General features: G+C 63.5%; 16 protein-coding genes. 9 read left to right on the forward strand and 7 right to left on the reverse strand.

The genetic code is table 11. The annotated features are described in order from the left end of the window. Positions 1 to 69: 69 nt before the first annotated feature. Positions 70 to 3,057 carry a cell division protein gene (locus AB7535_RS30720; RefSeq protein ID WP_231143499.1) on the reverse strand — a complete coding sequence of 996 codons (2,988 nt, stop codon included), beginning with the start codon at positions 3,055 to 3,057 and terminating at the stop codon, positions 70 to 72. Between the two features lie 223 nt (positions 3,058 to 3,280). After that, positions 3,281 to 5,188 (reverse strand): M3 family oligoendopeptidase, encoded by a 1,908-nt coding sequence (locus AB7535_RS30725; protein WP_231143501.1) that lies wholly within the window; start codon positions 5,186 to 5,188, stop codon positions 3,281 to 3,283. A gap of 127 nt (positions 5,189 to 5,315) precedes the next feature. Between AB7535_RS30725 and AB7535_RS30730 the strand changes: the two genes are divergently transcribed. The 3 genes from AB7535_RS30730 (at position 5,316) to AB7535_RS30740 (ending at position 11,294) form a co-directional block, all read left to right on the forward strand. Continuing rightward, complete coding sequence (locus AB7535_RS30730) at positions 5,316 to 6,812, forward strand: sigma-54-dependent transcriptional regulator (RefSeq protein ID WP_231143502.1); 1,497 nt, start codon at positions 5,316 to 5,318, stop codon at positions 6,810 to 6,812. A 366-nt stretch (positions 6,813 to 7,178) separates the two neighbouring features. After that, a complete protein-coding gene (locus AB7535_RS30735) occupies positions 7,179 to 9,401 on the forward strand; it encodes a L,D-transpeptidase family protein (RefSeq protein ID WP_231143503.1) in 2,223 nt (740 codons plus the stop codon). A 285-nt stretch (positions 9,402 to 9,686) separates the two neighbouring features. After that, entirely contained in the window at positions 9,687 to 11,294 is a 1,608-nt protein-coding gene (locus AB7535_RS30740; protein ID WP_231143504.1) for a DUF882 domain-containing protein, read from the forward strand. A 945-nt stretch (positions 11,295 to 12,239) separates the two neighbouring features. Here AB7535_RS30740 and AB7535_RS30745 read toward each other — a convergent pair. From AB7535_RS30745 to AB7535_RS30755, 3 genes are all read right to left on the reverse strand, one after another. Beyond that, positions 12,240 to 12,665 (reverse strand): DUF1801 domain-containing protein, encoded by a 426-nt coding sequence (locus tag AB7535_RS30745; protein WP_231143505.1) that lies wholly within the window; start codon positions 12,663 to 12,665, stop codon positions 12,240 to 12,242. A gap of 147 nt (positions 12,666 to 12,812) precedes the next feature. Beyond that, the gene (locus AB7535_RS30750) at positions 12,813 to 13,085 is read right to left on the reverse strand and encodes a DUF2312 domain-containing protein (RefSeq protein WP_014492426.1); all 273 of its coding nucleotides are present in this window, start codon (positions 13,083 to 13,085) and stop codon (positions 12,813 to 12,815) included. Positions 13,086 to 13,282: 197 nt separating this feature from the next. Continuing rightward, the gene (locus AB7535_RS30755) at positions 13,283 to 13,585 is read right to left on the reverse strand and encodes a DUF1244 domain-containing protein (RefSeq protein WP_063981108.1); all 303 of its coding nucleotides are present in this window, start codon (positions 13,583 to 13,585) and stop codon (positions 13,283 to 13,285) included. Between the two features lie 180 nt (positions 13,586 to 13,765). Here AB7535_RS30755 and AB7535_RS30760 point away from each other — a divergent pair, with 180 nt between their 5' ends. Beyond that, complete coding sequence (locus AB7535_RS30760; protein ID WP_063981107.1) at positions 13,766 to 14,365, forward strand: DUF1036 domain-containing protein; 600 nt, start codon at positions 13,766 to 13,768, stop codon at positions 14,363 to 14,365. Beyond that, on the forward strand, positions 14,362 to 15,798 hold the full coding sequence (pyk, locus tag AB7535_RS30765) for a pyruvate kinase (RefSeq protein WP_063981106.1): 1,437 nt from the start codon (positions 14,362 to 14,364) through the stop codon (positions 15,796 to 15,798). Before AB7535_RS30760 ends, pyk begins: the two co-directional genes overlap by 4 nt. 149 nt (positions 15,799 to 15,947) lie before the next feature. Here pyk and AB7535_RS30770 read toward each other — a convergent pair whose 3' ends face one another. Together AB7535_RS30770 and AB7535_RS30775 are read right to left on the reverse strand one after the other, a co-directional pair. Beyond that, the gene (locus tag AB7535_RS30770; protein ID WP_071909750.1) at positions 15,948 to 16,628 is read right to left on the reverse strand and encodes a TetR/AcrR family transcriptional regulator; all 681 of its coding nucleotides are present in this window, start codon (positions 16,626 to 16,628) and stop codon (positions 15,948 to 15,950) included. 450 nt (positions 16,629 to 17,078) lie between these two features. Next, positions 17,079 to 17,243 carry a Flp family type IVb pilin gene (locus AB7535_RS30775; protein ID WP_014492421.1) on the reverse strand — a complete coding sequence of 55 codons (165 nt, stop codon included), beginning with the start codon at positions 17,241 to 17,243 and terminating at the stop codon, positions 17,079 to 17,081. A 399-nt stretch (positions 17,244 to 17,642) separates the two neighbouring features. Here AB7535_RS30775 and AB7535_RS30780 point away from each other — a divergent pair, with 399 nt between their 5' ends. The 4 genes from AB7535_RS30780 (at position 17,643) to AB7535_RS30795 (ending at position 24,458) form a co-directional block, all read left to right on the forward strand. Next, entirely contained in the window at positions 17,643 to 19,130 is a 1,488-nt protein-coding gene (locus AB7535_RS30780) for a hypothetical protein (RefSeq protein WP_231143506.1), read from the forward strand. 238 nt (positions 19,131 to 19,368) lie between these two features. Further along, positions 19,369 to 19,647 (forward strand): hypothetical protein, encoded by a 279-nt coding sequence (locus AB7535_RS30785; RefSeq protein ID WP_231143507.1) that lies wholly within the window; start codon positions 19,369 to 19,371, stop codon positions 19,645 to 19,647. A 275-nt stretch (positions 19,648 to 19,922) separates the two neighbouring features. Next, positions 19,923 to 22,409, forward strand: a complete 2,487-nt coding sequence (locus AB7535_RS30790) for an arylsulfatase (RefSeq protein WP_231143508.1) — start codon at positions 19,923 to 19,925, stop codon at positions 22,407 to 22,409. Between the two features lie 255 nt (positions 22,410 to 22,664). Further along, positions 22,665 to 24,458 carry an adenylate/guanylate cyclase domain-containing protein gene (locus tag AB7535_RS30795; protein ID WP_341850540.1) on the forward strand — a complete coding sequence of 598 codons (1,794 nt, stop codon included), beginning with the start codon at positions 22,665 to 22,667 and terminating at the stop codon, positions 24,456 to 24,458. Positions 24,459 to 24,542: the final 84 nt, after the last annotated feature.

The following is a 24,542-nucleotide window of genomic DNA, read 5'->3' on the forward strand; positions in this document are numbered from 1 at the left end:
GATGGCCGGTTTTCGGGCAAATCAGGTGATTTGGAATTCCGATTGCCGGGAATCCGGCTGTCGCGCTGCTCAGCCCTGATCGATCATCGTGGCGGTGACGCTCGCAGTTTGCCGCCGAGGTACCGGAAGACCGAGCGCCTCGCGGACCGCGTCGATCGCCGGCTCGCCCGCTTCAGTGAATCGGGCCATATGCGGATCGACGCCGGACCCGACCGCCACCGGATTGTCCCCGGACAGAAAACCGTGCGCCATGTGGAAGCCCAGCGCGCGGTAGACCTCGAACTGCTCCTCCGAGAAGAACTGGTCACCCGTGGTCTCGTGCGGGAAGCGGTCGTTTCGCCGCGCGTAGTCCCGGATGTAGTCGTTCTCGTCGCCATTGAGCGACGATTTGACGTAAACGAGATAACCCTGCTCGTCGCCTCCATAGTCGATGGTGCCGATCGCGACGTGGACGTGGTCTCGCGCAATGTCGTCGCGCTCGTCGGCCGCGCCGGGATCACCCGCCTTGTCGGCATTGCGCGCCATCAGCGCACGCGTGCGCTCACGAATCGGCGTCCATGGCAGGTCGATGCGGACGCCGAGATCGATGCGGGCGTAACGCTGCAACGTCATCAGGGAACCGAAATTCATCGGCGCATCGGCTTCCGCATCGACCGCGATGATCACCTTGCAGCGGCGGCGCAACAGCTCGTAGACGCCGAGATTCTCGATATGACCGCCGTCCGTCAGATAGACGCTGTCGCTGTTCTCGTACAGGCGCCCCGAGATCTCCGACCAGAAATAGATCGGCGTGGAGCGGCGCTGCGGCCGGACACGCTCATCGACGTAACGCGGGTTCTTCAGCCAATAGCCGAGCCGGACGTTGAGGAGCGCAAGCGTCGGCGTCAGCGCCTTGATCGAGCTCGAACCCATGTTCGAGGAGGCCGCGGCTCCGGAAATCGCCATTGCGGTGGCGAGATCGAGACTTTGCTCGTCGTCCTGCACCAGAGCGGTGGGCGCATAGCCCGTCGCCTCGCTGCCGACGTTCAGGGCGGAGAACACGAAGAAGTCCGCGTTGCGTCCGCGCCGGTTGGCAAAGTCGGAGCCTTGAATATTCAGCGCCGTATTGATGAGCTGATAGGGCGCGTGCAGCTTCGGCGCAGCCGGCTGCCCTGGAATCCGGGCCGTCGCGGCCGGAGCCGCGTAGAGATCCGTCAGCTTCATGCGATCGAGCGCCTTGAAATCGCGCCCCTGGTCGAGACTGGCTTCGGCGGGCGCGACGCGCCCGTCGGCCGAACGCGTCGGATCGAACAGGAAGGCCTTGCTCAGGCGATCGCGATAGAGCCGATGCAACGAGTTCGCATTCGGCGTCAGGCAGAACGAGATGGCGAACAGCAGGACGCCGGCGAACGTGTAGAGGATCACCATGTGCAGGCTGTAAGAGTAGGCGAGCTCCGAAGCGTTACCCTGGAACAGGCTCGGAAAACGCACCTGAACCACTTGCCCCGCTTTCTGAGCCAGGAACAGGAGCCAGGCGGGCGTGTGCCAGGTCGGCGTCAACTGCTCGGCATCTGCCACGACCTGCGGTGCGGCTTTCGGCGTGATTTCCGCCGACAAGGTCCCCTTGCTGGCATCGAACTGAATCCTGCCTGCGAGGCTGCCGGACGGCGCGTTCGATTTGGCATTGACCAGGCACTCTCGCTGGGAGGTTGCGCCCATAACGGACGGGCACCTCTCGAACAGATCGTTGGCGATGCCCCAATAGGATAGATAGAGGTATGCGACCCAGATGACGAGCGGAAGCGCAAGGCCCGCGATCCATAGCGCGACCTTGGCCACGACCGCGAGCACAAGCGAACCCCATTGCGAGGATGCGCTGTTGCCCTTCAGCAATTCCACGAATTGCTGCCTGAACGCTGTGACGAAGACGCCGATTGGCGCAGCCACCGCCGCGAGCGACTTGATCCAGGTGATCGCAACCGCAGCAGCCGGTCCACCGATTGCGCTGCTCTCGGCGACATCGAACATCTGCTCCAGCATGAAGGGCTGAAACTCGAAGAAGGCGATCACCGCCAGCAGCACCAGGAAGGTCGCGCCCATGCTCGGCCAGTGCGAACGGAACTCCTGCCGCTTGCCGGGACTCGCGAGCGACTGCTTGAGCGCCCATCCGAAGAACAGGACGCCCCCGATGATTGCGATCGACAGGCTCAACGCAAAATGCTGGACCTTGAGAAACCGCGCGAAGTCGCACGCGACGCCCAGCAGCAGCGCGATCCCGCCAACATAGGCGAACACGACACTGGGACCGCTGCCGCGGACGGAGCGGGAGGTGAAATAGGCGAGCCCGCTGCAAGCGAACATCACCAGCGCGACGACCAGGCCGAATGTGCTGAAACCGTAACGATCGATGTCGCTGAAATCATGCAGCTCGCACAACGACCTGTTGTTGAGACTGATGCCGAAGATGTTCGCATCCGTCAGGCAGCTCCGCAGCGGCGTTGACCAGATGGTGATGGCAGCAAGCAGCAGCACAATGGGCAGCGTCAACCCGATATTGGCGACCAGTCCCCGCACGACGATCGCAACTCCGGTCAGGAGATCGCGGGCACCGGCAGGGATCAGATAGTTGGAATAGTTGCGCAGGTGTCCGACCGACGGCGTATCGCTGATCTCGGCGGACGTGACGGTTCCGCCGGCGGGTCTTTCGCCGAACACAAAGCGCCGTGCCGTCGTCATGGTGGCGCTGAGCGAGGTGCCGATATAGCCGCCGCCCGACACCGTGGAGAGATAGTCGATCCGGCCGATCAGATTGTGGTGGTTCAGTGCCTGGAGCACGCCGAGGCAAACGGCCGACGAGCGAATGCCACCGCCGGACAACGCAAGCCCGACGACGTCGAGCAACTGGCAGGGTTGCAGGCCGTCGGCATCGAGGCGCCGTTCCGGTTCGCGTCGGGTGTTGATCGCCTCGATCTCATCGCAGACGATCTGATGGTGCTTCTCGCACCAGGGCGTTTCCTGATCGACGGCGGCAGCATTTCTCGCCATCGGAACCGGCGTGGCGGGCCCTTGATGGAGCATGGGTGCCTCCCCAGGGAGAAACCGATCAATCCACAATCAATAGTAGAAAATCATTTCCGAGTATCTGTTGAGTTAGTCTTGCGGGCCGCGCGAACGTTCAATCCCACGTAGCAAATTGCCGGCCTCCGCCGCGAAGGTCACCCGCGCCCACGGATGGAACTCGGAGCCGCAAAGACTTGCGACACCCGCATTCCGTGCGCCCGGAAGGAACTCGCGCTTCGCCTCAGCCCATCGCCTCGAGCTCGTCGATCATCCCGGCGATGACCGAGAGACCGCCGTCCCAGAATTTGGGATCCTTGGCATCGAGCCCGAACGGTCGCAGCAGCTCGGAATAATGCTTGGTGCCGCCGGCGGCGAGCATGTCGAGATAGCGCTCGGCAAAGCCCTCGGCCGCATTCTCGTAGACGGCGTAGAGCGAGTTCACGAGACAATCGCCGAAGGCATAGGCGTAGACGTAGAACGGCGAATGGATGAAGTGCGGGATGTACATCCAGTAGTTCTCATAGCCCGCCTTGATCTCGATTGCCGGCCCGAGGCTCTCGCCCTGCACCGACAGCCAGATCTCACCAAGCCGCGTCGCGGTGAGCTCGCCGTTCTTGCGCTCGGTGTGGACCGCGCGCTCGAACGAATAGAACGCGATCTGCCGCACCACGGTGTTGATCATGTCCTCGACCTTGCCGGCGAGCAGCGCCTGGCGCTGCTTCGCGCTCTTGGTCTGCGCCAGCAGCCGGCGGAAGGTCAGCATCTCGCCGAACACGCTCGCGGTCTCGGCCAGCGTCAGCGGCGTCGGCGCCATCAGCGCGCCGTTCTTCGCGGCCAGCACCTGGTGCACGCCATGGCCGAGCTCATGCGCGAGCGTCATCACGTCGCGCGGCTTGCCCTGGTAGTTCATCAGCACGTAAGGATGCGCCGACGGCGTGGTCGGATGCGAGAACGCGCCCGGCGCCTTGCCCGGACGCACCGGCGCATCGATCCAGCGATCGGTGAAGAAGCGCTCGGCGATCTCGGCCATTCTTGGCGAGAAGCCGCGATAGGCCGTCAGCACCATGTTGCGCGCATCGGGCCAGCCGATGACGTCGGTCGCGGCGAACGGCAGCGGCGCGTTGCGGTCCCAATAAGCCAGCCGCTTCTTGCCGAACCACTTCGCCTTCAACGCATAATAGCGATGCGACAGCTTTGGATAGGCCGCGCGCACCGAGGCGACCAGCGCGTCCACCACCTCGCGCTCGACGCGATTGCTCAGATGCCGAGAATCCGCGACGTCCTTGAACCCGCGCCAATTGTCGGAGATGTCCTTGTCCTTGGCGAGCGTGTTGGTGATCAGCGCAAAGGTGCGCTCATTGGCCTTGAAGGTCTTTGCCAACGCTTCGGCCGCGGCCTTGCGCTTTGTGCCGTCACGGTCCTGCAGGAAATTGAGCGTCGGCTCGATCGCGAGCTCTTTGGCGCCGACCTTGAAGCGCAGGCCGGAGATGGTCTGGTCGAACAGCCGGTTGAAGGCGGAATAGCCGGTCTGCGACTTCTCGAGGAAGAGCTGCTCGAGCTTGTCGTCGAGCTGGTACGGCTTCTCCTTGCGCAGATCCTCGATCCAGGGACGGTAATGCGCGAGCTCCGCGGCCTGCATCGCGCGGTTCAAAATATCGTCATCGACGCGGTTGAGCTCGAGCGCGAAGAACAAGAGATGCGTGGACGCCGCCGTCAGCCGCTCCGAGACATCGCCGTAAAACTTTGAAATCTTGGGATCAACGCTGTCGCCGGCATGGACGAGGCCGGCATAGGAGCCGAGACGGCCGGCGAGATCGTCGATCGCCTCATAGCGTCGCACCGCCTCGGCGAGCCATTTTCCGCCATCTTCGTTTGCTGTCCCTGTGGCGAGCTTGCCCTTGTAGTCGGTCTCGAACGCGACGCAATCGGCGTCCATCCTTTCGAGATCGCGCGCCACTTCCGGCGCATCGATCCCGGAATAGAGGTCGGCGAGGTTCCACTCCGGAAGCCTGCCGGTCTTGCCCGCAGGCTTTGCGGGCAAAGATTTGGAGGACTTTGCCTTGGCGGCGGATTTCCTGGTGCTTGGCTTGCGGAGAGCGGGCTTGCTGGAGGCAGATTTCTTGAGACCAGATTTGGAGCGCGAATTCATTGTGTGGGAAACCTGTGTTCAACAAGCGCGACGGCGGGCGGGGGCATCAAGGTTTAAGAGTGCGTTAATCGGCTTCGGCCAGAGTGACCCGATTCGAGACAGATAGTAGTAGCGTGCGGGGAACACCATGGCTGCCTGTATTTTGATCGCCGACGACGACGCAGTAGCCCGCCGGCTGGTCGAGAACATGGTGCAGAAATGCGGCTATGAGACGGTCGTCGTGGACTCCGGCGACGCCGCGATCGCCGCCCTCACCGCCCCCGATGCACCGACGATCGACGCCGTCATCCTCGATCTCGTGATGCCCGGCCTCGACGGCATGGGCGTGCTGGCGAAAATCCGCGAGGCCGGCCTCGGCGTCCCCGTTATCGTGCAGACCGCCCATGGCGGCATCGACAACGTGATCTCGGCGATGCGCGCGGGCGCGGCCGATTTCGTCGTCAAGCCGGTTGGCTTGGAGCGGCTCCAGGTCTCTCTGCGCAACGCACTCAATGCCTCCGCGCTCAAGGGCGAGTTGCAGCGTATCCGTCACAGCCGCGAGGGCCGGCTGACTTTCTCCGACATCATCACCCGCGCCGAGGCGATGGCGGCCGTGATGCGCGCCGCGCAGAAGGCCGCGGGCTCGTCGATCCCCGTGCTGATCGAGGGCGAGTCCGGCGTCGGCAAGGAGATGTTCGCACGCGCCATCCATGGCAGCGGCGAGCGCAAGGCAAAGCCGTTCGTCGCGGTCAATTGCGGCGCGATCCCCGACAATCTGGTCGAGTCGATCCTGTTCGGTCACGAGAAGGGCGCCTTCACCGGCGCCACCGAACGGCACACCGGCAAGTTCGTCGAGGCCCATGGCGGCACGCTGTTCCTGGACGAGGTCAGCGAGCTGCCGCTCACCGCACAGGTCAAGCTGCTGCGCGCACTTCAGGAAGGCGCGGTCGAAGCAGTCGGCGGGCGCAAGCCGTTGAAGGTCGACGTCCGGATCATCTCCGCGACCAACCGCAGGCTGCTGGAGCGGGTGAAGCAGGGCCATTTCCGCGAGGATTTGTTCTATCGCCTCCACGTGCTGCCGCTGACGATCCCCTCGCTGCGGGCGCGGCGTGAGGACATCCCGCATCTGCTCCGGCATTTCCTGGCGCGCTTTGCCGCCGAGGAGAACCGCCTCATCACCGGCATCAGCGGCGAGGCCGTGGCGCACCTCGCCCAGCTCGACTGGCCCGGCAACATCCGCCAGCTCGAAAACGCGGTCTACCGCGCGGTGGTGATGAGCGAGGGCGACCAGCTTGACCTTGCCGACTTCCCCCTGCTCACCCCGCAGCCGCATCTCGAGACCGACATCCCGACCGCGCCGCTGATGCTCGAGCCGATCGCGGCGCCCTCGGTGGTGTCGGGTGGTGAAATACCGATCGCGCCGCTGCCGCTGGCGGGGACCCTTTCCATGCTGACCCCCACCGGCGACGTCCGCCCGCTGGACGACATGGAGAACGAGATCATCCGTTTCGCGATCTCGCATTATCGGGGACAGATGTCCGAGGTCGCCCGCCGCCTCAAAATCGGCCGGTCCACGCTCTACCGCAAGCTCGACGAAGCCGGGGTTCCCGGACATGGCGGCAAAAGCGGTGAGGAGACGCCCTGAGCCTCATGCGAACGGAGGTTCGCCTGGCGTTGCGATGACGCCGCAAGCCCTTCGCATTACGGCAAAATCCGGCTGCGACGTGAACCGTGACTTGGAAGTGACAGACACATGGAAAAGCGTCTGCCAAAGCCGCACAATCCGTTGCAAACGGGCTTTCTTGAAGTCAGTTTGTCGTGAGTTGTCCCGGGTAGCGCTGGCCGCCCAAACGGGGCCTGTATATCGTCTGCGTAGGATTCGTTCGTCCGCGTATGAATCGTTGCGTGCAGGCGTGCAACTTTCGAGCGGCCGGCGCAGTTTAGCCCGAAGCTCATTAGGCGATAATGAAGCTGTTCCACGAGGGACAGTTCACCCGAGGGGTGCGACACAATGCGTGACTGTTTGAACCACCGTGCGGGCTTTGACCGCGTCTTGATGACGGTCGCGGCGACCTTCCTCACGGTATCGGCCAGCTCGGCCCTGGCGCAGGATCAGGTGCGCAGCAGCGCCGCCGAACTCGCGATCGAAGCCGCGATCCCGCGCCCCGAGCCCGCCAACGTCCCGCCCCCGACCGCATCCGACATCAAGCTCGACACCACCGCGACGGTTCAGGACTCCGCAAAGGAGCCGACCAAGGAACCGGTGAAGGCCGAAGCCGCGCCAGCCCCCGACAAGGTTGAGACCAAGCCTTCCGACGTCGCCACCACGCCTGCACCTGAGGCGCCGAAGAACGAAACCGCCAAGATCGAGCCCGCCAAGTCCGAGGCTGCCAAGACCGAGCCTGCCAAATCCGAACCGGCAAAGGCCGACACCGCGACGGCAACGCCGGCCGCGCCTGCGGCCCCCGCTGCGGCTCCGGCCGCCGAGCCGGTGAAGGCCGCGAGCAACGTTCCCGCCGCCGACCAGCCGGTCGCCGACAAGCTCAAGGACATCATCGGCGCCAAGACCTCGCGCCATTTCGACCGCAAGAACGAGCGCGCCGCGATCGAGAAGTTTTACGGTGCACGCGACTTCGCGCCGGTCTGGACCCAGGCCGGCAGCCTGACCGTTGCGGCCAAGGGCGTGATCGCGCGGCTGAAGGATGCGGCCTCCGATGGTCTCAATCCCGCCGACTACCCGGTGCCGGATTTCGCCGCCGCCACGACGCCCGATGCGCTCGCCGATGCCGAGCTGAAGCTCACCGCCAGCATGTTCGACTATGCGCGCCAGGCCCAGAGCGGCCGCATGCACTGGTCGCAGGTCAGCGGCGACATCCTCTATCCCGAGCATCCGGTCGATCCGAGCGAGGTGCTCGCCAAGGTCACGACCGCAGCCGACGCCTCCGCAGCGCTCGACGGCTACAACCCGCCGCAGAAGCTCTACAAGGAGCTGAAGGCCAAGCTCGCCGAGCTGCGCGGCCAGGGCAGCGGCCCGGTGATCGAGATCGCCGACGGTCCGGCGCTGAAATACACCCCGGCCGGCAAGAAGCAGGCTGAAATCGTCGTTGACGATCCGCGCGTGCCGCAGCTCCGCGCCAAGCTCGGCCTCGCCGAGAACGCCAGCGACACCCGCTATGACGCCACCGTCGCCGAAGCCGTGCGCAAATTCCAGAACAGCGCCGAGATGAAGGTAACAGGCATCCTCGACGACAAGACCGTCAAGGCGATCAACACGCCGAAGCGCGACAAGCAGATCGACGTTGTGCTGGTGAACATGGAGCGCTGGCGCTGGCTGCCGCGCGACCTCGGCGTCCCCTCGCTGGGCGATGCCTATGTCATCCTCAATATTCCTGACTACACACTGAAGGTGATGCAGCGTGGCCAGCAGGTCTGGACCACTCGCGTCGTCACCGGCAAGCCGGGCACGCATGCGACCCCGCTGCTCACCGAGACGATGAAGTACATCACGGTCAATCCGACCTGGAACGTGCCGCCGTCGATCGTCTACAACGAATACCTGCCGGCGCTTCAGCAGGACCCGACCGTGCTCCAGCGCATGGGCCTCAAGCTCGAGCAGAACCGCGACGGCTCCGTGCACATCTCGCAGCCGCCCGGTGAAGCCAACGCGCTCGGCCGCATCCGCTTCAACTTCCCGAACAAGTTCCTGGTCTATCAGCACGACACGCCGGACAAGAACCTGTTCGCCAGGGACGATCGCGCCTTCAGCCATGGCTGCATGCGCGTGCAGAACCCGGATCAGTACGCCTCCGTTCTGCTCAACATCGCCATGCCGAACGAGAAGTACACGCCGGAGCGCGTGCGCAGCATGTACGGCAAGAGCGAGATCGACCTGAAATTCCCGACGCCGATCCCGGTCAACATCACCTATCAGACCGCGTTCGTGGACGATGGCGGCAAGCTGCAAATCCGCAAGGACGTCTATGGCCGTGACGCGACCATGATCAACATCCTGAAGAACGGCCGCGGCAAGGACCTCGAGAACGTCGTTGCTCACTCCCAGCCGAGCTATTCGCGCCCGGCGACGACGCTGCCCTCGGGCGTGGCGATTGCCAACAATGGCGGCGGCTTCGGCTCGTCGGGTCCGAACTTCTTCGAGCGGCTGTTCGGGGCGCCGACTCCGCCGCCGGCACCGGTCGGCCGCCGGCCGCAGCAGCAGCGGGTGTTTACCCGCTGAGGCCTCCCCGACCGGGCTTTGTCGGAAATTCTCTAGTAAGATCAGCGACCTCATCCCCCTGGATGGGGTCGCTCAACGTTAACCATTCTCCACCCGAACTCCGGCAGCGGGCGTTTTTTTGCCACACTGAACCGCTTAGGTTCGTATTCTGACTTGGTTTGGGGTCGAGAAGGTCAACCTCGAATTAACCTTCTCGCTTTAAGAAAGCGTTCATCCTCTTTCGCGCGCTAACGGGGTTGCCGGGAGAGTCCATTTTGAACGCTCGTCGACTGGGTGGGCTCATTCGTGCTGACAGGTTTCGCACGCAAATTCGCAGTGCTGTCGTTGTCCCATGCGGGAGTGAAGGCCGGATCCCGGATTGGCCTCGCTTCCGCACTGCTGGTTGCTGCCGCGGGCTCGGTCCATGACGCCGCCGCGCTGAACGAGACCAAGACGCTCTCGTTCCACCACACCCATTCCGGCGAAGACCTCACCGTTACCTTCAAGCGCGATGGCCGCTTCGACGAGGCCGCGCTGAAGCAGCTCAACCACTTCCTGCGCGACTGGCGGACCCAGGACGAGACGGTCATGGACCGTCGCCTCTTCGACATCCTCTGGGAAGTCTACCGCGACGTCGACGGCAAGCAGCCGATCCAGATCATCTCCTCCTACCGTTCCCCCGCCACCAACGCGATGCTCCGCCGCCGCTCCTCGGGCGTGGCGCGCTTCAGTCAGCACATGCTCGGGCATGCGATGGACTTCCACATTCCGGGCGTGCCGCTGGAGCAGATCCGCTTCGCCGGCCTGCGCCTGCAGCGCGGCGGCGTCGGCTTCTATCCGACCTCTGGCTCGCCCTTCGTCCATCTGGATACCGGCAGCATCCGGCACTGGCCGCGCATGACGCATGACCAGCTCGCCCGCGTGTTCCCGGATGGCCGCACGGTCCACGTTCCGACCGACGGCACGCCGCTGAAGGGCTATGAGCTGGCCAAGGCCGACATCGAGCGCCGCGGCACTGGCGACGATTCCGGCAGCAAGCCGAATTTCTTTGCCGCCCTGTTCAAGAGCAAGTCGGCTCCGGCCGCCACGAGCAGCGACGAGGATGACGAGGGCGCGCCCGCCCCCGCCGCGAAGCCTGTTGCGCCGACCGTGGTTGCCGCCGCGGCCAAGCCGGCCGATCCGGTGCCGACACCGCGCGCCAAGCCGCAGATCGCCGCTGCGATCCAGCTCGCTTCGGCCGATGCGCAGCTCGTTGCACCGCCCAAGCCGAAGCCCGCGCCCGCGGCTGACAAGCCGGCAGCCGGCAAGCCCGAGACCCCGGCCGACATCATCAATGCCCGCGGCTTCTGGGATACCCCTGCGACCCCGCAGCAGGCGACGCCAGCTCAAGTGGCGGCGCTGAAGGCCCGCCAGGCGCTCGCCGCCGCCACCGAGCCGCAAGCGACCGCGAGCGTCTCCAGCGCGGCCTATCAGGCGCTGGCCTATGCGCCGGCGTCCGCCTCCCCGGTCGACCGGGCCAACGTCGTCGCCGCCTCCGCGCCGATCCCGCGTGGAGGCCGCCCCGTTGCCGCGACGCGCGGCCTTGCTCCCGCGACCGAGATCAACACGGTGGTCGGCAAGAGCATCGACGGCAGGATCGCAACCGCGACCCGCCTCTCCGCCGCCAGGGGCGAGAGCATCTGGCTCAAGATCGTGATGCTGTCGCCGAGCGCCAGCCGTGCGATGTCGGTGACGCTGATGGGCGAGCTGGATACGGTTGCCCTGCGCGGCTATTTCGTCAAACCGCAGGCCGTGATCGCGATGGGCTTTGCCGACGATCCGATGCAGGGCCTGTCCTGCGACAGCTTTACGGGCAGCGCGACCGCGAAGCTCGAGACGACGTCGTTCGTGGTGCGCACCGCCGCGCTGCGCTGAGATCTTTCCCCTCACGCCGTTCGGTAGTCCCACAAGCCGGGATGAAGCGCAGCGCAATCCTGGGGCACGACAGCGCCACACGCTCAAGTGTCGTCCCGGCCTGGTGCGCATCTGCACTAAGGGAGATTCCCCCACTTCCAACGGGTAATCCACCCGGTATCGCTACGCATTCCAAACGCGCATTGTGGCAATGCGCCCAGAACGGACGCGATGACAAAGTCCGAGGACGCGATTGCGTTTGCCTTGGTGTTCCGCGTTTCCGCAGCGGCGCCGCATCTCAAGGGAAGTCGCCACAGCGAAGTAGGAGCATGCGATGTCAGTTCCATGCAAGTCTGAGCTTAGCCTTCTGAACCACGACGAGCGCGAAGTCATATTGAGTACGCACCATCCGGTGGTCGGAGAGATGGAGCGCGATGGACTTGAGAGCCTTCGCGCCCGACTTCGGGATCTGCGCGACAGGGAGCGTACATTGTCGCGGCATCGACGCCGCGAAACAAAGGGAACAGCCGACCCGCGCGGCAAGAGTTTCTCCGGCACGGCAGAGCATGCAAACCGGCGCCAATCGGTTTTCGCTGCCGCCATCAAGCGCGTCAAGAACGAGCTGAGGCGCATCCGAAAGTTTGAAGCACGACGGGAGCTCGGGGAAGCGGCGCGACGGGCGTTAGCACTCCGTCGGGCGCGTCAGTTTTCTCGCCCGCAGACGACCCCAACTTCGCATGACGGCATGCGGTCCATCCCAAGCCGTCGCCGGCTCAAGAAACTCCCACCGGAAAAAATCGGAAGAGTCTCGCAGGCCAACAAGCGGGCGCAGGCCCGACGAGACGCCAAACGCGGACGCGGCAATTGAGACCGAGACCGACAATCTTGCGGATCGAGGCTGCGTGCCGGACCGGCGCAATGGCGTCCTCGCCACTTCCAAGACTACAGTGTCGAAGCCTGCAGCTTCTATCTCGCTTTCCTGACCCGCCGATCCAGATGATACGTCAACGCCAGCGAGAGGCAGACGGTGAGCTCCTGCTTCGGCAGCGCGCCGGATAGGGGCAACAGCAAAGCCCTGGTCTGCCGATATTCGAACTCATCGGGAAAGCGCCCGCGGAACGTATCGACCAGCGTCGTCTTGCAGTTGAACAAAATGGCGGCGTGCTCGGAGTCCTTGAGGCGGCCGAGCCGGATCGTGCTGCCGCTGCCGGTCTCATCGGTCAGGTAAGCCGGCTCGCCCCATTTCAGCGTTTCGGTGAGCTTGCCGACATCGTGATGTGCCGCAGCGGTCGCGAAGATCAGCTCACGTACTTGGAGCAACCGCTTGCCGATCGGCGCCGGAAGAGCGCCGAAGGCACGGCTCACCTCGCGCGGCAGCGGCGGCGCAGTCACGACGGTCTCCGTTTACGAACGCCAGACTTGTAGCCCGGCCCGGATGGAGCGGAGCCCAATCCGGGGATACGGTGCATGCTACAAAAACCCGGATTTCGCTTTCGCTCCATCCGGGCTACGGCATCTGTGCTTGAGGCGCAAGACGCCTCAGAGCATTCCCAGCGCCTGCATATAGGTCTCGAGGATCGTCTCGGCCTCGGCGCGCTCGTTCGGGTCCTGCTTGCGCATACGCACGATGGTGCGCAGCGCCTTGACGTCGTAGCCATTGCCCTTGCTCTCGGCATAGACGTCGCGGATGTCGTCGGAGATCGCCTTCTTCTCTTCCTCCAGCCGCTCGATGCGCTCGATGATGGATTTGAGCTGGTCCTTGGCAAATTTCGTCGCGGGCTCGTCGTCGCGGACGGCGGCGGAGGTGGCCATCTTGGTACTCCCAATGGAACTGGCAAAACGAGGTGACGCCGGCATCCTCACCGCGCGTGCTGGTTGACCCTTAGGGTTCGCGGCTCTCGCGTTCAAGCAAGCATCGCGCTCGTCCACAGCGCGCCCACACCTTCCTGCGGCGAGGCCAAGAAAGAGTTGTGTGGTGCGACTCACCGCCGGACTGCCGGCGAGGCCGTTCAGTGCCCGGGGTGAACCTTCTTCATCGCCTCGAGCTGCTCGGGCGCGGCCGTGCCCTGGTATTTCGACTTCCAGGTCTCGTAGGGCATGCCGTAGACGGCCTCGCGGCTCTCGTCCTTGCTTAAGCTCACGCCCTGCGCGTCGGCAGCGTCCTTGAGCCAGTTCGACAGGCAGTTGCGGCAGAAGCCGGCCAGATTCATCAGATCGATGTTCTGGACGTCGGTCCGCGTCTTCAGATGATCGACCAGGCGCCGGAAAGCGGCCGCCTCGAGCTCCGTTCTGGTTTTGTCGTCGATTGCCATGGCTGGATCCCTTCGGCCTGAATTGGTTCTGCCCCCGATGGGGGTCACCCTTACGGGATCAGGTGGGCCCTTGTCACAGATTTTGCCATATCACGGCGCAAACGGCGCCAGAGCCAACCCGAAGGCCGGTTCCCCGGCCCTACGCCAAATCGTCAATCATCTGGTATACGTTCCGCGACAATGATCGCCGAATCTCCCCGCGCCCCCCTTCGCCTGCTCGCCAGGTTGGTCCCGGTGCTGGTGGGTGGCCTGCTGTGCCTGTGGGCCAGCCCGGCCTCCGCCGACTTCCGGCTTTGCAACAACACCTCGAGCCGGGTCGGCATTGCGCTCGGCTACAAGGACGCCGAGGGCTGGACCACCGAGGGCTGGTGGAACATCTCGTCCCGCTCCTGCGAGACCCTGCTGCGGGGAACGCTGGTCGCCCGCTACTATTACATCTACGCGATCGACTACGACCGCGGCGGCGAATGGTCGGGCCAGGCCTTCATGTGCTCGCGCGACAAGGAATTCACCATCCGCGGCACCGAGGATTGCCTCGCGCGCGGCTACGACCGGACCGGCTATTTCGAGGTCGATACCGGCGAGCAGCGGGCTTGGACAGTGCAGCTGACCGACGCCAACGAGCAGCCGTCACAGCAGCAGCGCGTGCCCGGCCTGCCGGGCCCTGTCGGCCCGGGTGGCGGCGTTCCGGGTTTGCCCAATAGTCCGCCCGGTGGTACGCCCCCCGCCGCGCCTGGCCTTCCGCCAGCTCCCTCGCCACCGTCTGGAAATAAGCCATGAGGCGTCTTCGCCGTATCAAGATTCTCGCGACCCTGGGACCTGCCTCTTCGGACCTCGCGATGATCCGCCGCCTGTTCGAGGCCGGCGCCGATCTGTTCCGCATCAACATGAGCCACACCCCGCATGACAAGATGCGGGAGCTGGTCGCGACGATCCGCAACGTCGAGAGCAGTTATGGCCGGCCGATCGGCATCCTGGTCGATCTCCAGGGCCCGAAGCTCAGGCTCGGCGCCTTCGCGGAAGGCGCGGTCCAGCTCCAGAACGGCCAGATCTTCACGCTCGATTCCGACAAGACGCCGGGCGATGCCACGCGCGTCAATCTCCCGCATCCGGAGATCCTGGCTGCACTCAGGCCCGGCCATTCGCTGCTGCTCGACGACGGCAAGGTGCGCCTGATCGCGGAGGAGACCTCGAAAGAGCACGCGGTGACGCGTGTCGTGGTCGGCGGCCGGATGTCCGACCGCAAGGGCGTCAGCCTGCCCGACACCGATTTGCCGGTCTCCGCGATGACGCCGAAGGACCGCGCTGACCTCGAGGCCGCGCTGGTGACCGGCGTCGACTGGATCGCGCTGTCCTTCGTGCAGCGCGCCGACGACGTGATCGAGGCCAAGAAGATGATCCGCGGCCGCGCCGCGGTGATGGCCAAGATCGAGAAGCCGCAGGCGATCGACCGCCTCGCCGACATCATCGAGGCCTCCGACGCGCTGATGGTGGCGCGCGGCGATCTCGGCGTCGAGCTGCCGCTGGAGCGCGTGCCGAGCCTCCAGAAGCAGATGACGCGCATGGCGCGCCGCGCCGGCAAGCCGGTGGTGATCGCGACCCAGATGCTGGAATCGATGATTCAGTCGCCAGTGCCGACCCGCGCCGAGGTCTCGGACGTCGCCACTGCCGTCTATGAAGGCGCCGACGCCATCATGCTGTCGGCGGAATCGGCGGCCGGCAAATTCCCGGTCGAAGCGGTATCGACCATGAACCGCATCGGCGAAGAGGTCGAGCGCGACCCGATTTATCGTTCCGTGCTCACCGCGCAGCGCCCCGCGCCGGAATCCACCGCCGGCGACGCCATCGCGGACGCCGCCCGCCAGATCGCCGAGACGCTCGACCTGCCGGCGCTGATCTGCTGGACCAGCTCGGGCTCGACCGCGGTGCGCGTCGCGCGCGAGCGGCCGAAGCCGCCGATCGTGGCGATCACGCCCAACATCGCGGCTGGACGCCGGCTGGCGGTGGTCTGGGGCGTGCATTGCGTGGTGGCGGAAGACGCGCGCGACCAGGACGACATGGTGAGCCGCGCCGGCCAGATCGCCTTCCGCGACGGTTTTGTCCGCGCCGGCCAGCGCGTGATCATCGTCGCCGGCGTGCCGCTCGGCATTCCCGGCACCACCAACATGGTGCGCATCGCCTCGGTCGGCCCCGAGGGCGGCGCGGATATCTAGTCCGCTGGAGCCGGCAAACAAAAAAGTCGAAAACAACCCCATGCACAGTAGCCGGCGTTACCGGCGAAGGTGCTCGGGTTTTGTGGAAAGGCGCGCTCGGGCAATGACCTGAGCGGAAGCAGGTCGCCGCCCCGGCCGCGCCATGCTCTCTAGGCTCCGACCAGCGCTTTCGCGGTCGGCAGCAGCGTCTGCTGCACCACCAGACCGCGGGCACGGGCGTCCATCACGCCGACGGCGCGCAGGGCCAGCAGCGTCACGGTCTGCACCGCATCGCGCATCCTGGCGGGATCGTCGAGATTGTCGGGCGCGAGCGGCCCGACCAGAGCCTCATGCAGCGCCCCTAACAGCGCGGTGGCGGCGAGCGCGGTATCCTGCGCCGGCAAATGGCCGGCTCGCACGGCGGCGTCGATCCGTGCGGCGATCTCGCCGGCGATCTCGCGGCGGCTGGCCAGGCGGGACGCGCTGACATCGACGTCGACCGGCTCAGCCAGAATGCCCCAGGCCAGCCTGCGCTGCGACAGCGTGTGGACCGCCACGGTGGTGACGGCCGCCGCCAGCGCCGATGATGGGCCGGGCGCGGCATCGGCCGCCCGGCGGATCGCCGCGAGTTCGTCGCGCGACACCTCGGCTATCAATTCGGAGATCAGCTCGGACTTGGACGGGAAGTAGCGGTAGACCGTTCCGGCCGCGACACTGGCCCGGACAGCAACCGGCGCGATCTGCACCGCAGCCATCCCGCCTTCCGCCGCAGCTTCCCGCGCCGCAGCAAGGATCGCACTGCGCCTGGCCGCAAGGCGCTTCACCACTTGATGCGTTCGCCGATAAACCATGGCGCGCTTCCTGTCCCACACGCCAGCCGCACGCCCCGCGCGGCCGAACGCGTCGTCCCTGCAATAGATGCAAATCGTCCCGCAAGGACTGAACAACTATTCAAAGTGAATGACAAGATGCAAATGCGTAGAACGTCACGCCGGACGGACGGGAGCGCCAAGCCTGGTGACACCGGCTGGAGGGCTTTGAAGAAGAACGTGCCGGGAAGCTTGCCTACGGGCCCATCCTTCGAGACGCCCGCCTACGGCGGGCCCTCAGGATGAGGTCGCGTTTCGCGGCAAGATATCAGACCCTCATGGTGACGAGCCTGCCAAAGCGGGCATCTCCGGACGATGCTCTGCATCGCCGGGCGAACCATGCAGGCCGAGCAGCCTCCGGCTCACTCCACTGCGCAAAAGAAAAGAGCCCCGTCCGGGACGGGGCTCTTAAAATTCTCAGATCGTCCGGTCTTACTTGAGGCTGGACGAGATCGAGCCGAACTTGGTGTTCAGCGAGCTGCCGAGGTTGTTGACGACGGTGATGATCGCGAGCGCGATGCCGGCAGCGATCAGGCCGTATTCAATGGCGGTGGCGCCGGATTCGTCCTTCACGAAACGCGAAACGAGGTTCTTCATAGACTGCTCCCAAAGAGTACACGAGGCTTACAAATGGTCTGGTCTTTTCGGCTTCCCAGCGCCGCCCGACCATGGAACCGAACCTAGAGGCAAAGAATTGCGCCGCAGTTAATTCGACTGCGGAAACACGAAGCGGATTGCACGTATTCGACGATGGTAAAGGAGAATTGAAAACAATCCGTTAAATCGTAGCTATCCGCGGAAATGCCGCGGAGGCGCGATTTACCCGAAGTTATGACCGCGCATGGTCCAATGCCGCCCGCTCGGCCTGAAGCACGACGAGATGAATCGTTCATCGCGCTTCAGGTTATTGTTTGAGCATGATCTTCCCGGAAAACCGCTACACACTTTTCCGGATCATGCTCCGGCCGACAAGAACAAGCAGGACGACGAGGCGGCATGTCCCTTTCCTTTGCCAACAGCATTGCGGTGCAGAGCCGCGCGCGCGCACTGCTGCCGCTCTGCGTCGGTGCCGGCACCTATCTGTTCTTCCTCTTCGTCGGCGACACGCTGCTTCAGGACTCCGACTCGTTCTGGCAGATCAAGATTGGGCAATGGATCCTCGATCACGGCGCCCTGCCCTACACCGACTTCTATTCCTTCACGCGCCCGGGGGAATCCTGGATCTCGACGTCGTGGCTGTCGCAGGTGCTGTTCGCATTCTCCTATGCGCATTGGAGCTGGGCAGGTCCGGTCATCCTCACCGCGACCGGGATGGCGCTCACCGCCGCGGTCTTCGTCTATCTGCTCGAAGCGCAGATCGAGGCGCCGCGCGCGGTGCTGTTCGCAATGCTGGCGCTGCTGCTGTCGATCCATCACGTGCTGGCGCGTCCGCATATCCTGGCGCTGCCCGTCATGGTGGCGTGGGTCGGCCTGCTGATGGCGGCTGCCGACCGCAGAAGCGCGCCGTCCTGGTATTGGCTGCCGCTGATGGCGCTCTGGGCGAATTTGCATGGCGGCTTCGTGCTGGGCCTCGCACTGATCGGTCCGATCTCGCTCGAAGCGGTCGAGCATGCCGAGAAGGGACAGCGGCTGAAGCTGTTCATGCGCTGGGTGCTGTTCGGCGTCGGCGCGCTGATCGCTGCCTGCTGCACGCCTTACGGCTGGCGGACGCTGATGGGCGCGACCAACATCCTCAGCCTTGGCGAATTGCTGACACTGATCTTCGAATGGATGCCGGCGAACTTTGCCACCTTCACCGGGTTCGAAGGCGCACTGCTCGGCCTGATCGCGCTCGGCTATTATCGCGGCCTCGTGCTGTCGGCGCCGCGGATCTTCCTGATCCTGTTCCTGACCTGGAGCGCGCTGACCCATGTCAGGAATATCGAGGCCTTCGCCTTCCTGGTGCCGCTGGTGCTGGCAAAGCCGCTCGGCGAGATGTTCCCGCGCCCGCCAGCAGACGCCGCCGGCGCAGACCGCTGGCCGGCCCGCTATGTCACCGCGCTCGGTGCGCTCATGATCCTGGCCGCGAGCTGGACCTCGACCTCGCTCTACATGGGACACCATCGCTTCACGTTCACGATGGCGCAGACGCCGGTTGCGGCGGTCGACCTGCTCGAAAAACTCAGGGTGCAGCGCATCTTCAACGCCTATCAGTTCGGCGGCTATCTGATCTCGCGCGACGTCCCTGTTTACGTCGACGGCCGCGCCGAGCTCTATGGCGAAAAGTTCGTCATGGACTTCTTCAAGGCGACGGAAGGCAAGAAGCCCGAGCTGCTGCCGCGCCTGCTCGACCAGTACAAGATCGACGCGACGCTATTGGTCGCCGATGCGCCGGGCCCGCAAATCCTCGATCAGCTCAAGGGCTGGAAGCGGATCTATACGGATGACATCGCCGTGATACATGTGCGGGAGAATGCTGACGGAGCAGCGCTGCCGTCGAAGTGAGGACGTAGCTTCAGGCGTGTCCTCTCAGATGCGACGTTCGCTTGATGATGTGAAGCGGACCTAGGCACGCACTCCGGCCATTTTCGCCGTTTGACCCGAAGCGGTCGTCAAGCGGCAATGTCAATGGCTGTTATTCGACTTATGCGCCCGGAGTCAGGATAGCGGCGATGACAAGGGCTCGCGCGGTTTTCGTATGGGCTTGAACCATCTGCCTCGTGTTAACGACCAAGAGCCAATCATGTTCGACGATCTGATGACCCTCCTGGTTATTCTGTCCTTCGGCTTTCCCGCCATGCCATGGTTTTTGGGTGCGCGATGGGGGGCGAGAGGCGTTTGGCTCAGTACAGGATTTGCCGTAGTCATCCTGCTATGTCTTTTTCCAATATTGTTCTGGGTTGCATGCGGTGCCTGTGGGCAGGGCGCGATAGCCATCTTTATGCTGGGGCCGATCTGGATTGCTTCGGCATTGCTTACGGTCACTTCGGCGGCGTTCGCTTACTACAAATTCGCGCGCTGATTTCCGCAAGACCGCGAAGGCGCTGTTGGTAACGATACCGCCCACGCCGGGCATCGCAGATGAAGTGATTGAGTAAAGCATCAGCGATGTCAGCTTGTGGCCCATCAGCGAAATGGCGACACCTTTCATTGAGGTCCGCTTGGTGGAGTAGAGCGGACTGACTTTTCTCACTCTGCGTTCTTCGCATTTCGACCCATAGCGGTCTTCCATTGATCTAGATCAACGTGAGGTACATCCAGGAAGTTTGGTTCAATCGTCGAACAAGAGAGGACGCTATGAGCGATCATCCAGAAGACGGTCCCCCGAACGAATCCTCCTCAAACGCATCCGAAAAAAAGAAGCGCGGCAATGACGGCATGCAACGACGCGACCTTTTGTTGGGTGGTTCGTCGCTCGCTGCGATGACGGCTTTGGCGGCGACGGCGCCAGCGACCGCTCAAGTGCAACAGGCTGCACCGGCACCTGCAGCAGCACCCGCATCGACGGGGCCGAAGCTTGGCGAGATCCTGCCGTTTCCGCAGCCGCCGCGTCCTGTCATCACCGAGCCGGATTGGCGCAAAGTGCCGCAGCCGAAGCCAGTCTCGATCCGGCCGCCGAAGGGCGCCCCCAACATCCTGGTCATTCTTCAAGACCAGACTTCCTATGCGGACCCATCGACCTTCGGCGGACCGATCAACTTCCCGACCATGGATCGTCTCGCCAAGGAGGGGCTGACCTACACGAACTTTCACGTCAACAGTCTGTGTTCGCCGAGCCGCACCGCGCTATTGACCGGACGCAATCAACATCAAAATAGCCAAGCCGCTGTAGTTGACGGTGCGACCTCATATCCCGGCGACACCGGCATGCGGCCAAAGAGCGTTGCGCCTATCGCTGAAATTCTTCGACAGTGGGGCTATTGCACGTCGATGTTCGGCAAAAGCCACGAGACGCCGCCGTGGGAAACCAGCATGAGCGGCCCGTTCGACCGCTGGCCAGCGCGACAGGGCTTTGAAAAATTCTATGGCTTCATCGGCGGCGAGAAGAACTTGTTCCGGCCCTACCTCGTGGATGGCACTACCGAACTCGGCGTGCCGCGCGACCCAAACTATCATTTCAACGTCGATATCACGGACAAGGCGATAGGCTGGATACGTGGTACGCGCTCGCTGACCCCGGATCGTCCGTTCTTTATGTATTACGCCACGGGCGGCGCGCATCCGCCTCACACGCCGCCGAAAGAATGGCTCGATGTCTACAAGGGGAAATTTGATCAGGGGTGGGACAAGCTACGCGGGGAAATTCTTGCGCGTCAGATAAAGATGGGCCTGATGCCTCCGGGCACCAAGATTGCTGAAAACCCTCCTGAAATTCCAAAATGGGACGCCCTTTCGGACGACGCGAAGAAGGTGCTGTCGCGGCAAATGGAAGTCTATGCAGGCTATGCCGAGCATACCGACCGCGAGATCGGGCGTTTGATCGATGCCATCGGGGATCTCGGCGAACTCGACAACACCATCGTGATCTATATCGCCGGCGACAATGGCGGCACCGCGATCGGTGGTCTAAACGGAACCTTCAATGAATGGTCCAACCTCAACGACGCACCCGAAGACATCCCGTATCTCAAGACCCGAATGGTCGAGTATGGCGGACCGAACTCCTACCCCAACTATTCGGTGGCCTGGGCAATGGCCGGCTCCACGCCGGCAACCTGGTGCATCAATGCCTGTCAGGGCGGCGGCCAGAATCAGGGCATGGTCATTCGCTGGCCCGGCGGCATCAAATCGAAAGGGGAAATCCGCAGGCAATATACCCACCTGATCGACGTTGGCCCCACCATCCTTGAAGCCGTCGGCATCCCCGAGCCAAAGATAGTCAACGGCGTCGAGCAAATTCCGATGGCCGGCACCAGCATGATCTACTCGTTCGACGATGCGGCGGCAAAGGATCGCCACACCGTCCAGTACAACGAGTGCAGCGGCAATCGCAGCATCTACAAGGACGGCTGGATGGCCTGCGTGATGCACCGCGCGCCATGGGAGAGCAGCCCCCGCGTCGATGACTACGCCAAGGACAAATGGGAGCTTTATAATGTGGCCGTGGACTTCAGACAGGCCACCGACCTCGCCGCGCAAAATCCCGCGAAGCTGAAAGAACTGCAGGATCTATTCCATCAGGAGGCGATCAAGTTCGGCGTTTATCCGATGGATGACCGCTCCTTCGCACGGTTGAATGCGACCAATGCCGGACGGCCCGACATTATGGCTGGCCGTACCGAGGTGACCTACTACGCCGGGATGACCGGCATGGCTGAAAATGTCTTCATCGACACGCTCAGCCGTTCCTATGTTGTGACAGCCGACCTGGTCATTCCCAAAGGCGGCGCCAACGGCGTCGTGGTCTCGCAGGGTGGCCTGTTCGGCGGCTGGAGTCTTTACGTCAAGGACGGAAGACCCAAGCTCGCCTACAACTGGCTGGCGCGGGAGAAATACTTCATCGAAGGCAAGGAGGCTCTACCGGAAGGCAAGGTCACGCTGGTCTATGATTTCACCTATGACGGCGGCGGCCTGCACAAGGGCGGCACCGGCGTGCTGTCGATCAACGGCAGGAAAGTCGGCGAAGGCCGCATCAATAAGACGCAGGGTGCGGTGTGGTCGCTGGCCGGTGAGACCGCCGACATCGGCATGGATGCCTACTCCCCAGTGTGCGATGACTACGATCCTTGGGAAAACGCCTTCACTGGCACCATCAACACAGTGAAGATCAAACACAAGGCTTGAGCGCAAGACTTGCCCCTTCCCCGTTACGCGAGGAGGGCTCTCTTTGTGTCCCGCGCCAACACCAGTTCGTTCCTGGCCCATCAGCGAAGTGGCGACGCCTTTCATTGAGGTCCGCTTGGTGGGGTAGAGCGCACTGACTTTGCTCACTCAGAGTTCTTCGCATTTTGACCCTGACCTGACATTGACCCTAGCCCAAAAGGAACACCCTGTGCTTTGATACGTGGGACGGAATCTACCGATCTCGCGGGGGCCGTTTTGGCCGACAATTGCGTGGAACGGAGGCTTGCGGCAATTCTGGCGGCGGATGTTGCCGGATACAGCCGCATGATGGGTATGGACGAAGAAGACGTGCTGGCTCGCCTCAAGGCCGCCAGAAAGTCTCTTTTCGATCCCTCCATCGCCGCGCATCGCGGACGGATCGTCAAGACGACCGGCGACGGCATGCTGGTCGAGTTCGCCAGCGCCGTCGATGCAGCGCGATGCGCCATCGAGGTGCAGCGCGGCATGGTTGAGCAAAATGCCGCGGTGCCGCAGGCCAAGCGGATCGAATTTCGCGTCGGCATCCACGTCGGCGACATCATAATCGACGAAAATGATATCTTCGGGGACGGCGTCAATATCGCCGCCCGCCTTGAAGGCATCGCGGAACCCGGCGGCATCTGCATCTCCGAGGACACGCAACGTCAAATCCGCGGCAAGGTCGATATCGCCTTCGAGGACATGGGTCCGCAGAACCTGAAGAACATTGTTGAGCCGATGCGCGCGTGGCGATTGAGGATAAACGCGGACGGTTCTGCGGCAATCTCGAAAAGGTCGCCGGTCGAGACCACCCAGGCTCTGGCGCTGCCCGACAAGCCGTCCATCGCCGTGCTGCCGTTCCAGAACATGTCAGGCGATCCCGAACAGGAATACTTCGCGGACGGAATAGCGGAGGACATCATCACCGCGCTGTCCCGTTTCAAGGCGCTGTTCGTCATCGCCCGCAATTCGAGCTTCACATACAAGGGACGCGCTGTCGACATCAAGCAAGTGGGGCGCGAGCTTGGCGTGCGCTATGTGCTGGAAGGAAGCGTTCGCAAGGCGGCAAACCGGGTGCGCATCACGGGACAGCTCGTCGATACCCCTACGGGAGGACATCTCTGGGCAGACCGGTTTGACGGTGGACTCACCGACATCTTCGACCTGCAGGACCAGGTCACCGAGAGCATAGTCGGAGCGATCGCACCGGCGGTTGAAAAAGCCGAGATCGAGCGCGCCAAACGCAAGCCTACCGAGAGTCTTGATGCCTATGATCACTACTTACGCGGTTTGGCGAGCTCTTATCAGTTTGCTAACCGGCAAGCGAACGAAGAGGCGTTACGCCTATTCAACAGGGCGATCAAGCTCGACCCAGGTTTTGCGTCAGCTTACGGTCGTGCCGCCCTTTGCTACACCTTTGCCAAGACCAATGGCTGGATTTCAGTCACACCGAGCGAGACTGCCAAAGTAGAAAAGCTCGTTCAGAGAGCGGTTGAGCTGGGAAAAGACGACGTGATCGCCCTCGCGGCGAGCGGATATGTATCAGCGTTTGTTTTACTCGATCTCGGGGGAGGCGCCGCCTTGATCGATCGCGCGCTCGTGTTCAATTCCAATTGGGCCGAGGCATGGTTTTGGAGTGGCTGGGTGAAGAACTGGCTAGGCGAGCCGGAAACGGCAATCGAGCGCTTCGCCCGTGCCATCCGCCTCAACCCGCTTGATCCGTTTATGAGCGGGGTGCGAACTGGGACCTCGCATGCCCATTTCTTCCTGGGCCACTATGGCGACGCGGCATCGTGGGCGGCAATGGCGTTGCAGGACAATCCGGACTTTCAACCTGCGTTACGTATGGACGCCGCAAGCAAGGCAATGGCCGGACGACTGGAGCAGGCACAAAAGGCGGTGGCTCGGCTGCGGCAATTGAATCCTTCGGTGCGTGTCTCCAATCTCAAAAGCGTGCTCGGCCCCTATCGGCGCGCCGAAGATCTCGCTCGATACGAGGAAGGGTTGCGGCGAGCCGGGCTGCCCGAATGACCTCTACGGCCACGGTGCGGCAAGAGAGTGAGAGCCGCAACTTCCGCTCCTGGCCCATCAGCGAAATGGCGACACCTTTCATTG

Source organism: Bradyrhizobium sp. 956_D2_N1_4, assembly GCF_052076025.1.
Classification (GTDB): domain Bacteria; phylum Pseudomonadota; class Alphaproteobacteria; order Rhizobiales; family Xanthobacteraceae; genus Bradyrhizobium; species Bradyrhizobium barranii.